The organism is Chitinophaga sp. RAB17 (assembly GCF_052114225.1).
Lineage (GTDB): Bacteria > Bacteroidota > Bacteroidia > Chitinophagales > Chitinophagaceae > Chitinophaga.
The window spans coordinates 206,671-227,495 of sequence record NZ_JBFREI010000013.1 but is presented as its reverse complement, the minus strand read 5'-3'; the positions used below and the strand labels follow the sequence as shown (position 1 = coordinate 227,495).

The 20,825-nt window shown below is 44.0% G+C and carries 14 protein-coding genes and 1 other RNA gene; 8 read left to right on the top strand and 7 right to left on the bottom strand.

What is annotated here, in order from left to right; all coding sequences use genetic code 11:
* From AB4Z08_RS30765 to AB4Z08_RS30750, 4 genes are all read left to right on the top strand, one after another.
* A partial coding sequence (locus AB4Z08_RS30765) for a gliding motility-associated C-terminal domain-containing protein (RefSeq protein ID WP_441577626.1) occupies positions 1–4,552 on the top strand: 4,552 nt, incomplete at its 5' end.
* A 56-nt stretch (positions 4,553–4,608) separates the two neighbouring features.
* Positions 4,609–5,523, top strand: a complete 915-nt coding sequence (locus AB4Z08_RS30760) for a PorP/SprF family type IX secretion system membrane protein (RefSeq protein ID WP_441577625.1) — start codon at positions 4,609–4,611, stop codon at positions 5,521–5,523.
* Positions 5,524–5,545: 22 nt separating this feature from the next.
* Entirely contained in the window at positions 5,546–7,693 is a 2,148-nt protein-coding gene (locus tag AB4Z08_RS30755) for an OmpA family protein (protein ID WP_441577624.1), read from the top strand.
* 42 nt (positions 7,694–7,735) lie between these two features.
* A complete protein-coding gene (locus tag AB4Z08_RS30750; protein ID WP_441577623.1) occupies positions 7,736–10,219 on the top strand; it encodes a Calx-beta domain-containing protein in 2,484 nt (827 codons plus the stop codon).
* A 475-nt stretch (positions 10,220–10,694) separates the two neighbouring features.
* On the opposite strand, the gene AB4Z08_RS30745 is transcribed toward AB4Z08_RS30750, so the two are convergent.
* The 7 genes from AB4Z08_RS30745 to rplU all read right to left on the bottom strand — a co-directional run bounded on the left by AB4Z08_RS30745 (position 10,695) and on the right by rplU (position 15,690).
* Positions 10,695–11,189 carry a GNAT family N-acetyltransferase gene (locus AB4Z08_RS30745; protein WP_441577622.1) on the bottom strand — a complete coding sequence of 165 codons (495 nt, stop codon included), beginning with the start codon at positions 11,187–11,189 and terminating at the stop codon, positions 10,695–10,697.
* A gap of 4 nt (positions 11,190–11,193) precedes the next feature.
* The gene (locus AB4Z08_RS30740) at positions 11,194–11,829 is read right to left on the bottom strand and encodes a DsbA family protein (protein ID WP_441577621.1); all 636 of its coding nucleotides are present in this window, start codon (positions 11,827–11,829) and stop codon (positions 11,194–11,196) included.
* Positions 11,830–11,935: 106 nt separating this feature from the next.
* Positions 11,936–12,637 (bottom strand): PrsW family intramembrane metalloprotease, encoded by a 702-nt coding sequence (locus AB4Z08_RS30735; RefSeq protein WP_441577620.1) that lies wholly within the window; start codon positions 12,635–12,637, stop codon positions 11,936–11,938.
* Positions 12,634–14,322 (bottom strand): helix-hairpin-helix domain-containing protein, encoded by a 1,689-nt coding sequence (locus AB4Z08_RS30730; protein ID WP_441577619.1) that lies wholly within the window; start codon positions 14,320–14,322, stop codon positions 12,634–12,636. Before AB4Z08_RS30730 ends, AB4Z08_RS30735 begins: the two co-directional genes overlap by 4 nt.
* 187 nt (positions 14,323–14,509) lie before the next feature.
* Positions 14,510–14,941, bottom strand: a complete 432-nt coding sequence (locus tag AB4Z08_RS30725) for a hypothetical protein (RefSeq protein WP_331957894.1) — start codon at positions 14,939–14,941, stop codon at positions 14,510–14,512.
* A 64-nt stretch (positions 14,942–15,005) separates the two neighbouring features.
* The gene (gene rpmA, locus AB4Z08_RS30720; RefSeq protein WP_133809043.1) at positions 15,006–15,284 is read right to left on the bottom strand and encodes a 50S ribosomal protein L27; all 279 of its coding nucleotides are present in this window, start codon (positions 15,282–15,284) and stop codon (positions 15,006–15,008) included.
* A gap of 49 nt (positions 15,285–15,333) precedes the next feature.
* Positions 15,334–15,690, bottom strand: coding sequence for a 50S ribosomal protein L21 (rplU, locus tag AB4Z08_RS30715; protein WP_331957880.1), 357 nt, complete (start codon positions 15,688–15,690; stop codon positions 15,334–15,336).
* Between the two features lie 400 nt (positions 15,691–16,090).
* On the opposite strand from rplU, the gene AB4Z08_RS30710 reads away from it, so the two are divergent.
* From AB4Z08_RS30710 to ssrA, 4 genes are all read left to right on the top strand, one after another.
* Complete coding sequence (locus tag AB4Z08_RS30710; protein WP_441577618.1) at positions 16,091–17,590, top strand: GH3 auxin-responsive promoter family protein; 1,500 nt, start codon at positions 16,091–16,093, stop codon at positions 17,588–17,590.
* A gap of 90 nt (positions 17,591–17,680) precedes the next feature.
* Positions 17,681–18,847 (top strand): 1-deoxy-D-xylulose-5-phosphate reductoisomerase, encoded by a 1,167-nt coding sequence (locus tag AB4Z08_RS30705; RefSeq protein WP_441577617.1) that lies wholly within the window; start codon positions 17,681–17,683, stop codon positions 18,845–18,847.
* Positions 18,848–18,932: 85 nt separating this feature from the next.
* Positions 18,933–20,267: an RIP metalloprotease RseP gene (rseP, locus tag AB4Z08_RS30700; RefSeq protein ID WP_441577616.1), complete on the top strand. Its 1,335-nt coding sequence runs from the start codon at positions 18,933–18,935 to the stop codon at positions 20,265–20,267.
* 113 nt (positions 20,268–20,380) lie between these two features.
* Positions 20,381–20,754: a transfer-messenger RNA gene (gene ssrA, locus AB4Z08_RS30695) on the top strand.
* The last annotated feature ends 71 nt before the right edge of the window (positions 20,755–20,825 follow it).

Sequence of the window (20,825 nt, the reverse complement as noted above, 5' to 3'; positions counted from 1 at the left end):
GATCAAAGCGATCGCAGACCAGATCATAGAAAAAGATGAGCAACTGAATATCTCCGGTGCCGCCAGCGGTTACACGGTAACAGATGCACAACTGAAGATTTATGATGCTACCCGTAGAGATGCGGCTAAAACAAAGATCACATTCACGCCGCCTGCTGCCGGTATGCCGGAAGGCAATACCCAACAGATTGGGTTTAGCTTACCAGCAGGTGTGAGTACAGAAATACCTATTAAGATATCGCTGCCATCTACAGGCGCCGCAACCCGTGGCACTGATTACAGTCTGCCAACAGATACCAGCTTTACCGGTACTTCCGGTGCTGCTGAACTGAAAGTAGCAGCTGATATTTTTGTAGAAGATGTGGAAGATATTCATCTGAATCCAACAGTCAGTGATATTTATAGCACGGTGTACACCTTTGCACCGGCAACGCTTGACCTGACAATCAAAGATGCACAGTATCCATTCCCTGCCGGTGATTCCATCAAGCTAAGCAGCGTACCGGATAGCGTCAACGAAGGACAAAGTGCAGTGATCACTGCTACTTTACCAAATGGCTGGAAAGCAGGTAAGAATTGGGTAGTAAATCTTAATAAGAGTACGATTTTATCTACTGTTGCGGATAGTCGTCATAGTAGTATTCCTGCTACTGTTACGATTGCTAATAACACTGCCGCCGGATCTACCGCACCTATCACTACCAGTACCAATTTAATACTGGATGATGAAGGGTCCATTATCGTAGAAGGTAACAAAGGTGATGTGAATATGCCTGCTACCAACACTGCCATTTATATTAAGGACCTTACCCAAACACAACCAGGCGCCAGAAAGATTACACTTACGCCGGATGCTACGTTAATACCGGAAGGCAATAAAGTAATGGTGCATGTATCTGTGCCATATGCTTCTACCAAGGATCTGACGATTCATCTGGCAGTAGATCCTGCGCTGACTACCGCTAAAAACGTTGACGACTATACGATGTCGGCTAACACGTTTGTATTGCCACACGGTACTACCACAGCTGATTTTGAATTGCTGCAAACTGTTGCGGATAAGGTGCTGGAGAATAGTGAAGCATTGGTAGTAAATGCTACCGCCAATGGCTATACGGTAAATAACCTGAGCCTGAGCATCAAGGATCTTACCCGTACCAACCCGGCTAACCTGCAGCTGAATGTGAATATCTTTAAGTCACCACTGGTAGAAGGTGATAATGGTGCGGTGACCATTAGTCTGCCTGCGGGAGTGACTACTGCTATCCCTATCCACATACAGTTACCACAAACAGGAGGTACTGCAGAAGCAGGACTGGACTATGCACTGGCTACTACCGTAACATTGGATAGCAGCAGCGTGGCGACCAGCTTGAGTATTAAGAAAGATAATTTCACAGAAGGACCGGAAACCATTACACTTTCCGCTACGGCCGCAGATGGCATCAGTACCTATACTATTGCTATACCTACGCTGACCATTCAGGATGATGCGGCGCAGTATCCTTTACCATCTGATATATTGATTCATACCAGTATGGCAGCTATTGACGAGAATGGCGCGCAGGGAGCTGTGTTAAGCGTACAATTGCCTAACAACCTGCAGGCAGGTAAGGATATCGTGGTACATATTAATAAGGATAACACGCTGAGTACCGCTGTCAATTCAGATCATAACGCATTGCCTTCTCCATATGATATCCTTATCAAAAAAGGACAGAATGCCGGTACACATCCGTTTGTGCTGAAGGCAGCGAAAGATATGATCCTGGAAGATGATGAAACAGTGGTGTTTAAGGGAAGTATTACCGATCCTGTTTTCAGTGCAGCTGTAATAAAAGATACCACGATCACTATTAAAGACAGAACACATGATGATCCGGCCACCGGATTTATACATCTCACTGCGGTAACTACTGGTACACATGTACTGGAAGGTAACAACTATACCATGAACGTAGCGTTGGCACCGGGAGTTACTTCCGGCAAACCTATCACCGTAGCATTAAGTATAGATGCTGCTTCAGTAGCGGGTGCAGGGGATATCAATAATCTGCCGCTTACAGTTACCATCCCTGCGAACGCACCTGGTGTAGACTTCACCTTCCAGGCAAAAACAGATTTCATACTGGAGAAACCAGAGCTGTTATGGATTACGGCAGCACCACAGAATTACCCTGGAATGAAAGGAGATAAACTATCGGTTACTATTGATGATGCTACCAGGCTGAATCCGGACAACCTGAAACTGGAAGTGCGTGTAGACTCCTCCGTTATACAGGAAGGTAATGCGAGTGATGTGACAGTTGGATTTGTGAACAGCCAGATAACTTCTTCAGAAGATGTGGTGATTAATATCTCCAGGCATGCAACATCTACCGCAGATGCTGCTGACTACAGTGGTGTACCTGCACAGGTAACACTCGCTGCAGGTGAACACAACCAGGTATATCACCTGTTGGTGAAGGATGATAAGATACTGGAAGGTGACGAGCAACTGCAGTTTACAGCACAGCTGGGAACTACCGGATATGTTATATCACAGCCAGGCATGGTGCTGATTCCTGAAACAGGCGATATGCGGGTGATCCTGCAAAAAGATAAAGATGCTGCAGAACCGGCTACCAATGGTGCTTATACTGTGAAGTTGCCAGCTAACTTCACCGCTGCCACAGATGTGAAAGTAGTTTTCTATGTAAGCAGCATTGCAGGTACAACTAATATTTCACCGATACAAACCTCCGCAGTTATACCGGTTGGCCAAAATAGTGTATCCGTTCCCGTGAATGTGATAGACAACAAGGTGATTGAAGGAGATGAGCAGGTGAAAGTAGCCCTGATGCTGGCACAAATGAAACGGTTTAATAAAAACATTGCCCTGGATGTAGATGATCGTGATACGGTGAGCCTGAATATTCATGATGATGAAAGTGATTCTCCGGGTCGTGAAATGACGATATCAAAAACTGCTGACGCTTCCGAGCCAGCTATTGCAGGAGCCTTCCGGGTTCAGTTTACTGATACCCAGTTGTCTGCCACAAAAGATGTGACGGTTACCTATACCGTAGCAGGTAATGCTGTAGCGGATACCCGTTATAAGAAACTGAGTGGCACGGTATTAATTCCTGCTGGTCAGCATGGTGCGGATATCCCGGTAACGCCTATTGATAATAGTATTGTAGAAGGAGATGAGAATGTATCCGTGCAGCTGAAAATTGTTAGCAGTACGCTTCCTGGTGTAACCTGGCCATTGTCTGCCAATGCGGCTGCGGATGTGATCATACATGACAATGATACCCTGGTGGTGGAATTATCTACCAATGCTACCAGTGTGGCAGAAGGAACTGCCGTACAGTTTACACTTACTTCGCCAGCTTCTGCTGCACATGATGTACCGGTGAGAATAAAGATTGCCCAGGATGCGGCACGTACGTTTACCGCTGGTGAAGGTACCGTGAATGGTAACATTGTTACGATCACCATGCCGGCGCTGACGAAGCAACATACTTTCACTATCACTGCTGCTGATAATGATATCAACGATGATGATGGTTATCTGAAAACAGCTATTCTGCCATTCGTTGGAGGTAGCAGCACGCTGGTATACAAAGCGGGTGAAAAGGATACCGCAAGGGTAAGCATTACCGATAATGATCCGCTGACACTGACTTTTGCCGCTGATAAATTCAGTGTGAAAGAAGGTAATAAGGGAGAAAATACACCGTTAAGGTTTAATGTACAGCTGAGCAGACAAAGCTCCCGTGCGATTACTGTTAACTATGATTTTGAGGAATCCACTGAAGGGGTATCTTATCCTTACATGGACTTCAAAGCTACGCCGGGTGTTGATTTCGACAATACGATCAAACAAACGGTGATTGCTCCTTTACAAACCATCGGACAGGTAGCTGTGAATATTAAGGGTGATACTACGTTTGAGCAAAACGAAACATTTATCCTGAAGATGTCTTCTGTATCAGTACCATCCGGCCAGAATACACCGGTATTAGGTAGTCCGTTTAAAGCAACGGGTGTGATCCTGAATGACGATGCGATGTGCAAAACCTGTGATACAGATGGTGATGGCTTAACTGATGGACAGGAAGATATCAATGGCAACGGTGATCCGTTTGATGATGATACAGATGGGGATGGTATTCCGAACTTCCTGGATCTTGATTCTGATGGTGACGGTGTACCTGATTCCGTAGAGAAGTTCACCACAGATGGTCGTACGATCAACAATAATAGTGGTAAGATCCGCGTACATCCTGCTATTTCACCAAATAATGATGGTTTGGGTAACGATGTGATGTATATCGAAAACATTGAGAAGTATCCAAACAACGAAGTGGTGATATTTAATCGTTGGGGTGGTACCATCTTTAAACTGAAGAACTACGATAACAAGTCCAACAACTTTAAAGGACGTGCGAATGCAGGAGGCAGTGTAGGTAATGATGTACCGGACGGTTCTTACTTCTATAACATTGAAGTAACCATAGATGGTAAGAAAGAGCGTTACACCGGCTTCATTGTGATTAAACGTTAACGTATACACGAATTTATTAGTAAGATGAGTTTGACTAAATATTTAAGCTGATACCTATGAAAGAGCGTCTTATGAAAGCTTTAGGGGTTGCTATCTTATGCTGGTGCTGTTGCCTGCAGGCGACCGCACAACAGGAACCACTGTATTCGCAATACATGTTCAACGGTATGATCATCAACCCGGCTTACCCATCAATGGACGAGTCCTCCAGTCTTACGGCGGTGGGTCGTAACCAGTGGGTGGGAGTAGATGGTGCACCTAAAACTGCAACGGCTTCTTTTTATACACCTATTAAAGCCACTAACACCAGCTTTGGTGTTTCGCTGATGAATGAAAAAATCACGGTGAACTCCCAAACGGCTGTCAATTTTAATGTTTCCCAGCGGGTAAAGCTCAACGAGAAAATTTACCTGGCCATGGGCATCAAGGGTGGTATGTCGCAGTTCCGGGAAGATAACAGCTCGTTATCTACCACCGATCCGGCGTTTGCACATAACCAGAGCTATTGGAAAACAGATGTTGGATTTGGATTTATGTTGTTTACCGACCGGTTCTTTATCGGGATTTCCTCTCCTACATTCAAAAGCTTTGATATGGGTAACAGTGTGAATAAGGTGGTGGTGGAATCGCACTACTATCTGCAAACCGGTTATCTTATCAATATTAATGATGACGTGAAACTGAAGCCGAACGTGTTACTAAGACAGGTGAAAGGAGCGGGCTTCCAGTATGATCTGAATGCCAATGTGCTGTTGAAGAATGTGGTATGGCTGGGAGCGTCCTGGCGTTCAGAAAAAACAGTAACAGGATTGGTACAGGTACAGGCTACCAAGAACCTGCAGATAGGCTATTCTTATGATACACCTATGCAGTCGAACCTGAAAGGCGCACAAACTGTATCGCATGAGTTGATGGTGAACTACCGTTTTTCCTGGTCTAAGTGGAAAGTGGTGGCGCCACGTTATTTCTAATTATAATAAAATGAAGAATAGTATGCGAAAAATCAATTTCTGTTCCCTCATACTTTTTCTGAGCATTGTTTCCCTGTTTGTTTCCTGCAGTTTTGTAAAGGATCATGTTCAAATAGGTGGCTTGGGGAGTAAGGCTAAGGTAAAGCGTGCCGAACGTCTTTACAAAAGACAAGAATATGAGCGGGCCATCTCACTGTGTATCGAAGTGATCAATAATGGCACCAGTGAAGACCTCTTACGTAGGGCCAAGTTGCAACTGGCGAGGACTTATTTTGAAACCCGGCAGTTTGAAAAAACAATCAGCCTGTACGATGAATTGTTATACAAACCGGAAAAGGATGTACTGGTGACGGATGTAACTAACTACATCGATTTGCTGAAACGCACAGGGCGGGTAATCAAGGCGCAGGAAATAAGCGCGATATATGCCAATAACTATAAAAGTAACGCCCGCTTTACGAACCTGCAGGCGTCATTGGTGGACTACTACAGCTTCTTTAACCGGGACTCTATGGAAAATATCCAGGTGGACAGTTTGCGGTTAAATCTGCCAGGGTACCAATATGGCCTGGCATTGTATCAGAACAATGTTGTTTTCCTTTCCAATGATATCAAGAAGAATGAACAGCAGTCTTTCTATACCAACTCCAAATTATACCAGATTTCAGAAGATGGGGTAGAACCATTTAATAACAGTTTGCGGGGTGTTTTACAGGTAGGACCGGCTTCTTTCTTTGAGAACGGACAAAAGGTGATCTACACTTCCAACCGGTTTACGGATGTGAAGAATGATAAGAACTCCTATATCAACTATAATAATGGCACACAGCTGTTATCCGCTATTTATCAACCGGACCATGATATGTGGAGCAAACCACTGCCGGTGAAACTGGGAAAAAACACAGAATCTTATTCTTTCCTGCATCCATCAGTTGCACCTAATGGTAAACGTTTGTACTTTGCATCCGATATGCCCGGCGGTCAGGGCGGTACAGATATTTATTATGCTGACTGGGACAAGGAAGCCAAAAGGTGGAAAGCACCTGTGAACATGGGGCCCGCCGTCAATACCAACGGTAACGAACTGTATCCTTTTGTTGTTGGCGATAAATTATTCTTTTCATCCAACGGTCTTCGGGGCTTTGGCGGACTGGATATATTTATGATCAATACTAAAAAACCAGAAGAAGGTACTGTACATTTGCCTTATCCTGTGAATACGCAGTTTGATGATCTGAATCCTGTATTGGATGAAAGCAAACTGTTATTATATTTTACATCAGATCGTTCAGGTGCACATGATAATGATCATATCTATGTATTAAACCTGAAGAAAAATCCTTTGAAACAACTGGATCTGCCTTATCCCGGCAAACCAGTAAAAGACGACGATAGAGTGCCTTATACTATGAACCAGACGGACAGCCGTCAACAGCTGACTTTAGTAGGTAGTAAACAGTATGATAACCGCCCTGCAGAACAGCAGGTAGTGGTTCCTGCTGTTGTAAAGCCTGTTACCTCAGTTGCCGTTGCTGCCACGCCTGAGCGTAAAGAGGTAGCGTATTCCGACAATATAACAGACAGTTCTCCTGAGAATATTCCCTGGCAAACGACCAATCCGGGTAGCAGCGTTACTGCATCCACATCTTCCAATAGTACAACAACAATACCCGTACACACCGGCCAGGCAGCATATAGCAGTCCGGAGGTGGTAAGCTGGCAACAGTCGGGTAGCATGCCTGCTTCATTTAAAGGTGGCAGTTACACATTGGCAAAAGATAGTGCCATGAAAGCGCTGGAATCACTTTGGAAAGTACCGGGCTTTATTTATTACGACCTGAACTCCTACGTGCCGCAGGACCAGGAATGGCGCAAGCTGGATTCTATTTTCCAGTTATGGAAGGCCAATCCTCACCGGATTATAATGGTGAACGGGCATACGGATATTATTGGTACAGAAAGATATAATCTGTCGCTTTCCAAGAACCGTGCGGTGTACATACAGGAATGCCTGTTGAGCAGGGGAGTGGATGCAGATAAAATAAAGATTAATTACTTCGGCTCTACCAGGCCGGTGTGGATAGCGAGACAGTACAGTCTGGATAACGACAGGGACGTCTTCATACAGCTGCAAGGCGTAAACAGGAGATGTGAGGTCAGGATTCAATAAATTGTTTATCGGTTATTTTTTGCGTATATCAAACTAATACAAATGAACAAAATTTCTTCACTAATGCTTTTACTGGCGGTAGGCACACAAGCCTTCGCACAGGAAATGCCTGTTGTGTTTAACAAGAGTTTCAGTGCTCCCAAGAACCAGTATAAGAAGCTGGCGATTGCGGAGAACAACTCGATTGTTGCTATCGGCGGCGGAACAGATAATGGTTGCATTACCAAATTATCTGCAACAGGAAACCTTATTTATAATGCCAAACTGAATAAGGGTGGACTGGTAGCTTACCAGGATCTGCTTTTATTACCTAAAAATGAACTCGTGGCAGTGGGTGGTGGTACCATTGCTTATGGCAATGCCCGTATTACCAAACTGTCTGCTACTGGCGAAGTGGTGTTTGACAAAAGTATTGGCAATGGTCAGGGTGGTTATTTCACAAAGATCATTACCGATCGTCATGGTAATTACATTACCGTTGGCGTAGATGGCAGCAAGCCTGCCCAGGCGCGCATCACCAAAATGAGCGCTGATGGTAAAGTTGAATTTGACAAAGGTTTTGGTGCACACAATGTATTTACCAATGTGCTGATTGATGAAGATGAAAACATTGTTGCTGTAGGTGGCGACGTGGGTGATGGACAGGGAAAAGCTTACATGGTAAAAGTAGATGGTAAGGGAGAAAAACAATTTGAGCTTTCTTTCGGTAAACCAGGTGCTACTTTCGAAAAAATGTTACTGCTGGAAGACGGCGCTGTACTGGCTATGGGCGGTGGCGCTTATGGTACCGGCAACGCCAGCCGCATCGCAAAAGTGAATGCGGAAGGTCAGGTAGTATTTGACAAGGAATACAGTACTGTGGATGGTAAGTTCAATGCCATCAAAGTAAATGACCTGGGTCAGATCTTTGCCTGCGCAGAAGAAAAAGATAAAGGCCGTATTGTTAAACTGCGTCCTGATGGAACAGAGTTGTTTAACAAAGAAACCGATGCTGCTTTATATGCATTGGAAGTAGGTAAAAATGGAAAGGTGGTGGCTGCCGGCGGTAACGTTAGCAACAACACCGGTAAAATTGTAAAACTGCTTCCTGATGGAACTGCAGTAGTAAACAAAAACCTGGGTTCTGTTTTCCAGCACCTGTTACTCACCGAAGATGATGAGATCTGTGTAGTAGCTAAAGATGGCTACCGTATGATTAAACTGACTCCTGATGGTGAAATGATGTTTGATAAGCAACTGGGTAAATACGATGCTAAAACAAGTCTGGCTTCCCTGCTGATGAGCCCTTCCGGCGAAATCATTGCAGCGGGCGGTGGCGATGAAGATGGCAACCGTATCATTAAGATCAGTCATGGTGTATCTATTAACGATATTGCTGTTTCTGAACCCCTGAATGGATTATCTAATGCTACCATGACGATTACCTTATCCGGATTTTTAAGGAGCAACGGTGTTCGTACGCCCGTTAACGTTCATTATAAAACCATTCCGCATAAAGGTGGTGCCGGTGCAGCTGACTTCGATGTTACTGAAGGAACTATTTCCTTTGTACCTTCTGAATTTGCCGCTGGTGCTATTATTTCCAAAACCATACAGATCCCTGTAAAAAGCGATAACCTGCTGGAAGGTAAAGAGTCTTTCCACGTAGAAGTGCTGGATGCATCAGAACTGTATCTTACTAAATCCAAAGGTGAAGTAACCATCCTGGATCAACCGGCGATGGTGAAATTCATTGGAGGTAACAACGGCGCAGAACCTGGTACAGATGTGGTATTTTCTGCCGGTTTATTTAAAAGAGATAATACGCCGCTGATCAATGCTACTTCCAAACCGGTTCGTTTAACTTATAAATTTGGTAACGGTACTGCTTTACCTGGTGCAGATTTCGTGAGCAGCATTAAAGCTCCTTTCGTGATCGACAGCGGTGCAACTACTGCCAGTCTGAATGTAAAAGTAAAAGACGACAACCGCTTTGAACTGGCAGAAACAGTAGTACTGGTATTGAGTGAAATAAAAGCAGAGAACGAAGCAGTGGTTGGTTACAACGGAGACGTTACTTCTATTTCTGCTTCTCAGTACATACAGGATCAGGCAGCATACATTACGCTGGTTAAGCTGACAGATGCCAACGAATCTGCCACTGCACCGGTGAGTATGTTTAAATGTATCCTGGTAAAAGCTTCCGATCAATCTGTACAAACCAACTGTACGGGTAGCGATATCAACATCTTCTTTGGTGTGGATTCTGCGAGCACTGCCGCCTATGGTAAAGACTATGTTATCATGAACGGTGACATGGTGAAGATTACCGGTGATTGTGCATTCAGTGAAACCGATATCCAGGTAGCATTGGTAAACGATCGCGTAAAAGAAGCAGATGCCTTGGTAGCCGTTAAACTGCGTGATGCGACCGCAGCAGCAAATGCGGGGGTGCTGAAAATTTCCCCTGAGCTGAAACTGAACAAGGCCATAGCGATCATCCACGATGATGATAGCGATGAAGGCACTGTGCTGACAGCTAAATAATAACGGCTTGGATCAATAACCGATATACGCGCTTCAGGCACACCTACTTCCCGCATAGTTTACTATGCGGGAATTTTTTTTGATACAACAGATCGAAAAGTTTCCGTTTTTGAACGATCCGTATCGGTTTTTTCGTATAAAAGGTGATGGTTTGTTTGAAAAGACGAATGGGATTCCTTACTATTTGCATGATGGCAGGACCCCGGAGTCTTCCTGAAGCAACCCTTTGGCATGATGGAGAAGTGGCAGAGAACAGGAATCAATATGTGTTCCTGAAATCTTTATAAATATTAATAAACTTAAAAGCAGCATCTTTTATATTAGAATATAAAAGATGCTGCTTTTTTTTGTAAGGATAAATCCGCTTGTTAACAGTTATCGTACATAACCTTATAAAACAATGTTATTTTTAAAGAGTTGTGTCTTTTAATGGTTAACTTGGGAATAGCCTGGTATATCCTTACCGGGCTTTTTTTTATAATGATTTACGCATTACAAAGTCTTCCATCAGGTATCCATGGCCGATGTCAGTGTCTTTCTCTTTACTAACACGGAAGCCCTGTTTCTCATAAAAAAGTTTGGCTTTATTGTATTTGTTTACGTCCAGTTCGAGGATATTGGCACCATGTGCTTTTACCTGATCCTCGACTTCCTGCAGCAGTAATTTTCCTACACCTTTCCCCTGGTAATTAAAGTCCAGATAAATTTTGTGGAGCTTATACACATCTGGCGTATCAGTCGTACTATAAGCAGCAAAACCAATTGGTTGTTCATTATCCATCAGGATCAGAAACTGATGTTGCAGTTCGGTGATCTGTTTGTTAAGCGCTGCGGTGCTGTACATCAGCTCCAGCATATAGTCGATCTGAGCTTGTGTAATTATTGCTTTGTAAGTGGGCCGCCATATTTTTTCTGCCAGGTCCTGTATCACCTGGATATCGTTTGTTGTTGCTTTATTGATTTGGTACATGGTATTATAAGCTGTTATTTTCCCGGAGTATATTTTCGATGGTTTCCTGTAGTTTGTCCAGTGTGGTAAATCCTCTGGCGCAGAGATATAGTTGTTTGCCGGTATCCAGTATAGCAGCGGGGTATCCGGTGATGCCCCAGTTTTGTATCAGCTGGAATTCCTGATTTGTTTCATAACGGTAATGTTCATCGTGCAGGCGGCTAATGAATTCATCTTCCGGCAAGCTGAACTTTTTTATGAGCGCGCGATAGGTGCTGTCGTTATTCAGGCTTTGCCCGTTATAGTTCAGAGCTACCTGCATATCATGAGCGAAGGTGATGGCATTTTCCGGCTGGTATTGTTTAAATACGGTGAGGGCAATGCTGGGCTTTTCGGAATCCATGATTTCTTCTGAGGGCAGTAATTTTTCCAGGAAGGCCTGGCCAAATTTCACGCCGGTCAAGGCTTCTACATTGGTATGTTCCCTTTGGATGTAGGTGGCCATAGAAGAAAACGGATGGCGGTTATCACCGGTAATCATGCCTCCGGAGAGGATATTGAATTCCATGTTTCCGTTGTCGCGTTCCTGCAATTGTTGTACTACGGGGGTAAATCCGTAGCACCATCCGCATAGTGGATCGTAGATATATATGAATCGCATCAGCGGTTAGCTTTTAGTGGTTAGCTGTAAGGTGTTTACGGTACAAAGGTAGCTAAAAGCATAAAGCTGAAAGCTTTTTGCCTTATGCTTCATGCCCTGGCTTTTGTCAATTTTCTTCCTCAAAAAAGTGTTGTTCATGCAGTTTTTTGGAGAGGGCTGCATCTTTTCGTATAGCCTTTATAGATAGTCTCACGGCAAAAATGAGGGTGATGACAGAAGCTCCCATCAGGAAAATATTATTGCCGAGGAACAGGAAGAAATCGAACGTGCCATGGAAGAAGACTGCAATCAGCAGGCCCTGGAAGAGGAGGCCACCGCTTTTATGCGGAACAAATTTTGCCATGCCTGCATAGTAACCCATGAGTATAGCAAAGGTAGCGTGAGCGGGTACGGAGAGGAACATCCGGGCTACCCCGGTGCCTACGCCATACCGGCCTACATACGCGATATTTTCAAGGGTGGCAAAGCCCATTCCTATCATGACGGCGTATACAATCCCATCCATGGGTTCATTAAAAGCTTTTTTGGGATAGGCGAATAGCAGGAGCACCAGGAACTTGGCCAGCTCTTCTGAAACACCTACTACGCCATAGGCGAAGGCTGCGGTGCCCAGCAGTGTACCATTATTTTCCCGTAGTCCCAATGATACCGCAAGACCTTGTACGAGCAATGGCAGTATAACGCAGCCCATGCCCAGCAAAAAGCTTTTTATCAGTAAGCCGGTGGGTTCGGGATCGTATTTATCCATTAAATAAATAAACAGACATATTGCAAATCCCGGGGCCACGGCCAATCCCAGTAGCATCATGGAAGGATATTTTTTTGTTGCTTACGTTGTTGCAGATAATTATTCAGCATGTCAACAGTGTAACTACTCAGATTGTTTGCTTTTGTGATGCCTCCTTTTTGCGCAGCGAGTGTACCATACCTGATATCTCCGAATCCATGGATGCTGTGGGCATCAGGATCTATGGAGATGAGCACCTTTTTTTCTATGGCATAAGGCAGCCAGGTCCAGTCAATGTCGAGGCGTCGCGGGTGGGCATTGAGTTCTATGACTACCTGGTTGGCGGCGCATGCATCGATGATCGCTTTATGATCCACGGGATAGCCGTTACGACTTAAGAGGAGTCGGCCGGTCATATGTCCGAGGATGGTGGTATATGGATTTTCGATGGCTTTCAGCAAACGGGCCATTGCCTTTTCCTCTGTCATTTTAAGATTAGAGTGTACAGATGCAATTACCAGGTCAAATTTGGCAAGTATTTCATCGGGGTAATCCAGTGTACCATCGTTGAGAATATCGGACTCTATGCTCTTAAAAATGCGGAAAGGCGCCAGCTTTTTATTCAGTGCATCAATGGAGGCGTGTTGTTCCAGCACTCTTTCGATATGCAGTCCATTGGCATAAAAAGCGGAGCGGGAGTGATCGCTGATGACGAGGTATTCGAATCCCTGTGCTTTGGCGGCAACGGCCATTTCTTCGAGGGAAGATTCGCCATCGCTCCAGTTGCTATGGGAGTGGATGATACCTTTGATATCGCCTGGTACGATGATATCCGGCAGTTGTTGCTCGCGGGCGAGTGTTAATTCGTTTATGCCTTCCCGTAAGAACGGCGGGATATAGGCCATTCCGGCGGCACTGAAGATGGCTTCTTCAGATACGGCATTGTGGAGGTAGGCGGCTCCACCTGCGGCGTTGAATTTATCGATGAAAGCAGGGGCGCCGGTAGTGGTGAATAGTTTGGCGTGGAAGTTTGTTGCTTCGCAGCTATGTGTCACTATTTTAAGCTTCTCCTCGTATTTCCATACCAGGTTATCCTGGTTGGTAGCGGTGAGTGCAAAGCCGGGGAGGGCGGCCAGTTGCTGAGCCACTATTTCAACCGGGGCGGCGATCAGTACTTCTATTTCATCTATGATAATGCTGTTGCGGCGGAAGGCTCCTGTAAGGGAAACGGCTGCCGGCGCCATGAGTTGTTGCAGTTGTTTTTCCAGTTGCTGGCCGGTAGCCGCTACTTCTGCATAGAGGAAGCGGTTGCGGTTAGAGAGGTAAAATTCTATATTCTGTCGTACACTTTCCTGGGTTTTGGCGCCGAATCCTTTGAGGAGCATCAGGCGGTTTTCATTGCAGGCGTAGAGGAGTTCCCCCATAGATTCTACTTCCAGTTCTTTCCAGATAGTAGCTATTTTTTTGGGTCCCAGGCCTTTAATTTTCATGATTTCCAGGATACCGGCGGGGGTAATTTCCAGGTAGTGATTGAGCAGGGAGAATTGTTGGGTATCCAGCATTTCGAGTATGCTTTTGCCGGTAGATTCTCCGATGCCTTTGATACGGAATATCTCGTCTTTAGGCGTTTCTTTCAGCTGCGAAGGCAGTTTTTCTATTGTAAACGCCGCGGAGGCGAAGGATTTGGCTTTGAAACTATTTTCTCCGTGTATATCCATTAGTTTGGAGAGCAGGGAGAAATTATCTGCGATTGAATAATTATCCATGGGGTGAAATTACGAATTACGGAAGAATTACGAATTACGGATTTGTGGGTAGGTGATAAACGAATTTATTATTCGCTGACGTCTATCCACAAATCCGTAATCCGTAATTCTTCCGTAATTCGTAATTAAAAAAAAGATCCTGGCAAAAATGCCAGGATCCTTATAACTACATTTTGTAATTCCGATCTTAGTTAGCCGGAGTTGCAGGAGTTGCTGGAGCAGCAGCTGGAGCCTTTTTAGGGGCAGCTTTCTTCTTAGCAACTGGTTTTTTAGCTGGAGCAGCTTTCTTAGCAACGGCTTTCTTCTTAGCTGGAGCAGCTTTCTTAGCAGCAGCTTTTTTAGGAGCAGCTTTCTTAGCAGCAGCTTTCTTCTTAGGAGCAGCTTTCTTAGCAGCAGCTTTTTTAGGAGCAGCTTTCTTAGCAGCTACTTTCTTTTTAGGAGCAGCTTTCTTAGCAGCAGCTTTTTTAGGAGCAGCTTTCTTAGCAGCGGCTTTCTTTTTAGGAGCAGCTTTCTTAGCAGCAGCTTTTTTAGGAGCAGCTTTCTTTGCAGCGGCTTTTTTAGGAGCAGCTTTCTTTTTAGGCGCAGCTTTTTTAGCAGCCGCTTTTTTAATTGTTGCCATTGTTTTTTGAATTTGGGTTAGTAAAAAAATTGGGTATTAAAAAAAACTTTATGGCTAACACTGATTAGGCTTCCGCCTGAGCAGTGGTATCAAATGCTTTAACAGAAACGTAAGTTTTGTTTTCGCGACCTTTTCTGAATTCAACTACTCCATCACTAACTGCGAAAATGGTAAAATCTTTACCAAGACCTACATTTTGACCGGGATGATAAACCGTACCTCTCTGGCGAACGATGATGTTACCGGAGATAGCTGGCTGACCACCGAAGATTTTTACTCCCAGCCTTTTGCTGTGGGAGTCACGGCCGTTCTTAACGCTACCTTCACCTTTTTTATGTGCCATTGTATAATTACTTTAAACTTGTCTAATAAAAAATTTAGCCTAAACTTAATTAAGCTATCTCATTGATTTTGATTCTTGTAAAGTGGGTTCTGTGACCAACTTTCTTTCTGAAGCCTTTTCTTCTCTTCATCTTGAAAGCGATGACCTTGTCACCCTGAACATGAGCCAGAATCTCTGCTTTTACTACTGATTTTACATCAGTGCCTACGGACAGCGTCCCAGCATTATCTGTTAACAGTACATCGGAAAACTCCACCTTGTCTCCAATATTTCCTTGTAACTGCTGTACAAAAATTTCCTGGTCTTTTTGTACTTTAAATTGCTGACCTGCGATTTTTACAACTGCAAACATAATTATCCAAAATATAATTTCCGCAAAAGTAACCTTTTGTTTTTTAATAGACAAAGTTTTTCGGTCTTTTTTAAATCACAATGTATAAACACATGTGAAGGACCGACAAAAGCTTAATCTTTTCAAAGATACATACTTTCTTGAATTTTAAATTATTTTAACAAATTATACTTTCAGGTGCCGGACCGCAATATCCACCTGTTTATGCTATTTCCGGATCATTTAAAAACAGCTATCTTGCTGTACAAACCAACGCAAATTTGTATACTTTTGTCGTTTACGGGTGAGAGAATTACGAATTACGAATTACGAATTACGATACCAAAGCGGATGATAATCAGCAGATATTGAGTTGTTTACTCCTTTATATTAATAGTCATTATCCGCTTTGGTGTCGTAATTCGTAATTCGTAATTCGTAATTCTCTGAGTCTCTCAATCATAAAATAACAGGCATGAAGTTTAAATCACTGCTGGCCAAACCATTTGCTTCAATCGTACATAATAAGATAAAGAAGGAAATGTTAAGGGCGGTAGAAGATCAGGATGCTATCCTGCAGGAGCTGATAAAGACAGGCAAAAAGACAGAGTTTGGGACAGAGCATAAGTTTAACGCCATTCAAACCCATGAGGAGTTTAAGCAGGCTGTACCACTAAGGGATTATGAGCAGTTTAAGCCATATATAGAGAGAATTAAGGAGGGAAAGCAGAATGTACTGTGGAAAGGACAGCCGATTTACCTGGCCAAAACCTCCGGCACTACCAGTGGCGTGAAATATATTCCCATCTCCAAAGAATCGGTTAACAACCACATGGATACCGCCCGTAATGCCTTGTTGAACTATATGGGGGAAACCGGCAATACAGCGTTTGCAGATGGAAAAATGATTTTCCTGTCTGGTTCTCCGGAGCTGGAAAGGGTAGGTGGTATTCCTACAGGTCGTTTGAGCGGCATTGTGAACCACCATATTCCCCGGTACCTGCGCACTAACCAGCTGCCATCTTACGAAACCAACTGTATTGATGACTGGGAAACCAAGCTGGACAAGATTGTAGAAGAGACCATCAACCAGGATATGACGCTGATCAGTGGTATACCACCATGGGTACAGATGTATTTTGACCGTTTGATGGAGCGTAGTAATGGAAAGCGCATCAAAGAGATATTTAAAAATTTTGATGTGATGGTATATGGGGGCGTGAACTTTGAGCCTTACCGGGCCAAGCTGATGGCTTCCATTGGCGCACCCATCCATACATTGGAAACATTTCCGGCATCAGAAGGCTTCTTTGCCTTCCAGGATTCGCAGGAGCAGGAAGGATTACTGTTGAACACCAATTCCGGGATCTACTATGAGTTTATTCCTGCCCACGAGATTTTCAATGAAAATCCGACCAGGTTATCGCTCAAAGATGTGCAAACCGGTGTAAATTACGCTATGGTGATCAACAACAACGCCGGATTATGGGGTTATAACCTCGGTGATACGGTGAAGTTCATTTCTGTAAATCCGTATCGTTTGCTGGTTACCGGCCGTATTAAACATTTTATCTCTGCCTTTGGTGAACACGTGATCGGAGAGGAAGTAGAGCATAGCCTGATGAAGGCCGCAGCAGAAGAAAATGTGCATATTACAGAGTTTACGGTAGCCCCGATGGTGCAAACCAATGGTGAATTACCTTACCATGAGTGGTTTGTAGAGTTTGAGAATATGCCGGACAATCTGACTGCATTTGCGCAGAAAGTAAATGAAAACATGCGTCAGAAAAATATTTATTACGATGATCTGCTGACAGGTAATATATTGCAACCCCTGAAGATAAGGACTGTTCGCAAACAGGGCTTTATCGATTATATGAAAGCTATTGGAAAACTGGGAGGACAAAATAAGGTACCTCGATTGAGTAATGACAGAAAGCTGGCAGATGAACTGGCAGCATATTTACAAAAATAACCGGCGATTCAAAGCAGCAACAGCTGTCAGGTAATTACCGGCAGCTGATTCTTCATTTTTTGTTAACTGTAAAAAAAGTAAATCACCGTAATGAATAAACGAAAGATTGCCATCTTTGGGTCAACCGGATCCATTGGCATACAGGCACTGGAGGTGATCGCTGCGCATCCCGACAGATTTAGTGTAGAAGTACTGACCGCACAGCAGAATGCAGATCTGCTGATAGAGCAGGCGCTGAAATTCAAACCTAATGCGGTAGTAATAGGTAGCGAGGCAAAGTACAAGCAGGTAAAAGACATATTATTTGATAAAGGGATTAAAGTATTTGCCGGTCCCAAAGCCATGGTGGAAGTAGCTGCCTGGAGCTCTATTGACATGATGCTGGCGGCTATTATGGGATTTGCAGGTCTGGCGCCTACTTTATCTGCTATTGAGCAGGGTACCCCGGTGGCATTGGCCAACAAGGAAACCCTGGTAGTAGCAGGTGATATTGTGATGGCTACCGCCCGTAGAAAAAATGTACCTATTATACCGGTCGATTCTGAGCATTCGGCTATTTTCCAATGCTTGCTGGGAGAGCCTTTCAGCAAAGTGGAGAAAGTGATTCTCACTGCTTCCGGCGGACCTTTCCTGGGTAAAAAGCCCAATTTCCTGATTAATGTAAAGAAAGATCATGCCCTGCAACATCCTAACTGGAGCATGGGCGCCAAAATAACGATCGATTCCGCTACCCTGATGAACAAAGGGCTGGAAATGATTGAAGCTCGCTGGTTGTTTGGCCTGGCACCAGAGAATATTGAAGTGGTGATACATGCACAATCTATCATTCATTCTATGGTACAGTTTATAGATGGGTCCCTGAAAGCACAGATGGGCTTACCGGATATGAAACTGCCTATTCAGTATGCACTGGGTTATCCTGATCGTTTGGCGAATGATTTCCCGCGGTTCTCTTTCAGGAACTATCCTACGCTCACTTTTGAGCAGCCGGATACCAAAACATTCCGCAACCTGGCTATTGCCATTGAAGCAATGCACAAAGGTGGAAATGCTGCCTGTGTAATGAATGCTGCCAATGAAGAAGTAGTGAATGCCTTCCTGAAAAACAGGATCGGCTTCCTGCAGATGACAGAGGTAATTGAGGAAACACTGGGCAAGATACCGTTTATTGAAACCCCCACCCTGCACGATTATTATGAATGCGATAATGCTGCACGCGAACATGCTGCTTCCCTTATCAATTCTATCGTTATATAAAATTGCCAATAAAAATTAACAAAGAGTTTTGCCGGAATATGTATTAAAACTGATATATTAGGCAGATTAAAGCAGAAATAATTAAATGACTACAGAGGTAATATTGGTGAAAGCAGGGCAGTTATTACTGTCACTTTCTATTTTGGTAGTGTTGCATGAGTTAGGCCATTTTATCCCGGCTAAGCTGTTCAAAACCAGGGTGGAAAAATTTTATTTGTTCTTTGATCCGTGGTTTTCTCTCTTTAAGATCAAGAAAGGAGAAACAGAATATGGCGTTGGATGGTTACCATTAGGAGGATATGTAAAGATATCCGGAATGATAGATGAGAGCATGGACAAGGAACAGCTGGCGAAACCCCCACAACCCTGGGAGTTCCGGGCAAAACCAGCCTGGCAGCGTTTGATCATCATGATAGGTGGAGTTACCGTAAATATACTCCTGGCATTTTTTATATATGCCATGCTGTTATGGCATTATGGAGAAACCTATTTGCCGGTAAGCGAAGTGAAATACGGTATAGTAGCAGATTCTCTCGCACATAGTATTGGTATAAAAGATGGTGATAATATCATTGCCATTGATCATCGCCCTGTAAAGTCTTTTGAATCTATCCCCGGAGATGTGATCCTGCATGAAGCTAAAAGCATACAGGTAACACGCGATGGGCAGGAAGTAAGTATTCCTGTGCCAGATGGTTTTATCAGAGCATTGCTGAAACAGAAGGCTCCTTTTGCGATGCCACGTTTTCCTTTTGTAGCGGATAGCGTGCAGCCCGGAAGTGCCGCTGCCAAAGTAAAAGTACAGAAAGGGGATCAGCTGATAGCGATCAACGGTGTTCCGGTTCCCTTTTTTAGCGATTTTGCCAAAGAGATCCGGAAACATAAAAAAGAAGATGTCTTCATTACTGTGCTTCGTGGTAAAGATACCCTGAACATGTCTACTACTTTATCAGAGAAAGGCGAGTTCGGTGTGTATCCAAAGGTTCCTTTCAATTACAACACCAGGCATTTTACTTTCCTGGAATCATTCCCGGCGGGTTATCAGAAAGGTGTTGATAAATTGGTAGACTACATCAGACAATTCCGCTTGATCTTTGTTTCCAAAGAAGTAAAGGTATCAGAGTCACTGGGTGGATTCGGCAGCATTGCCAACCTGTTCCCGGAAGCCTGGGACTGGGTTTCCTTCTGGCAGCTGACAGCTTTCCTATCTATTATCCTTGCATTCATGAATATCCTGCCTATCCCGGCACTGGATGGTGGCCACGTACTCTTCCTGTTATACGAGATCGTTACCGGCCGTAAACCCAGCGAAAAGTTCCTGGAATATGCACAGATAGTGGGTATGGTGCTCCTGTTTAGTTTGCTCCTGTTTGCAAATGGACTGGATATCTGGAGAAGTATCAGCAAATGGTTTTCTTAGTATAGACACATAAGTTATTGTAATAAAGAAAGTTGCAGGAGAATATTTTTTCTTCTGCAACTTTTTTTATTTGACGCTTGACAGAAAAAACGTATCTTTGTCGCCTATTTGCCGGGGATGCCTGGTTTTGACAGCATAGATCTTTGAAAGTGTAAGCATGCCGTGCGTTGGATAATTAGCACGATAATCTGAATATTCAAACTCTAATTGGCGAATCTAATTACGCCATGGCTGCCTAATCATAGATTAGACACCCATTATAGCCGCTTGAAGTTGTCGCCTTATGTGACTTCCGCCGCCGAATCATAAACCCATAGGGATAGGTATTCATGGTTTCTGTGAGTGAATACTGAAGCTACAACGGATAAGGACACGGTTGGTTCGTTACGCCCCTGCCAGGTCCCGACAAAACAATGCGTAAATAAGCATGTAGAAAGCTTTCGGCGAATATGTTTGGACGCGGGTTCGATTCCCGCCATCTCCACTTTTTGACTAATGAAAAGGTACTAAAAGCCTGTAGATGTTACATCTACAGGCTTTTTTTTGCTTAGGAATGCC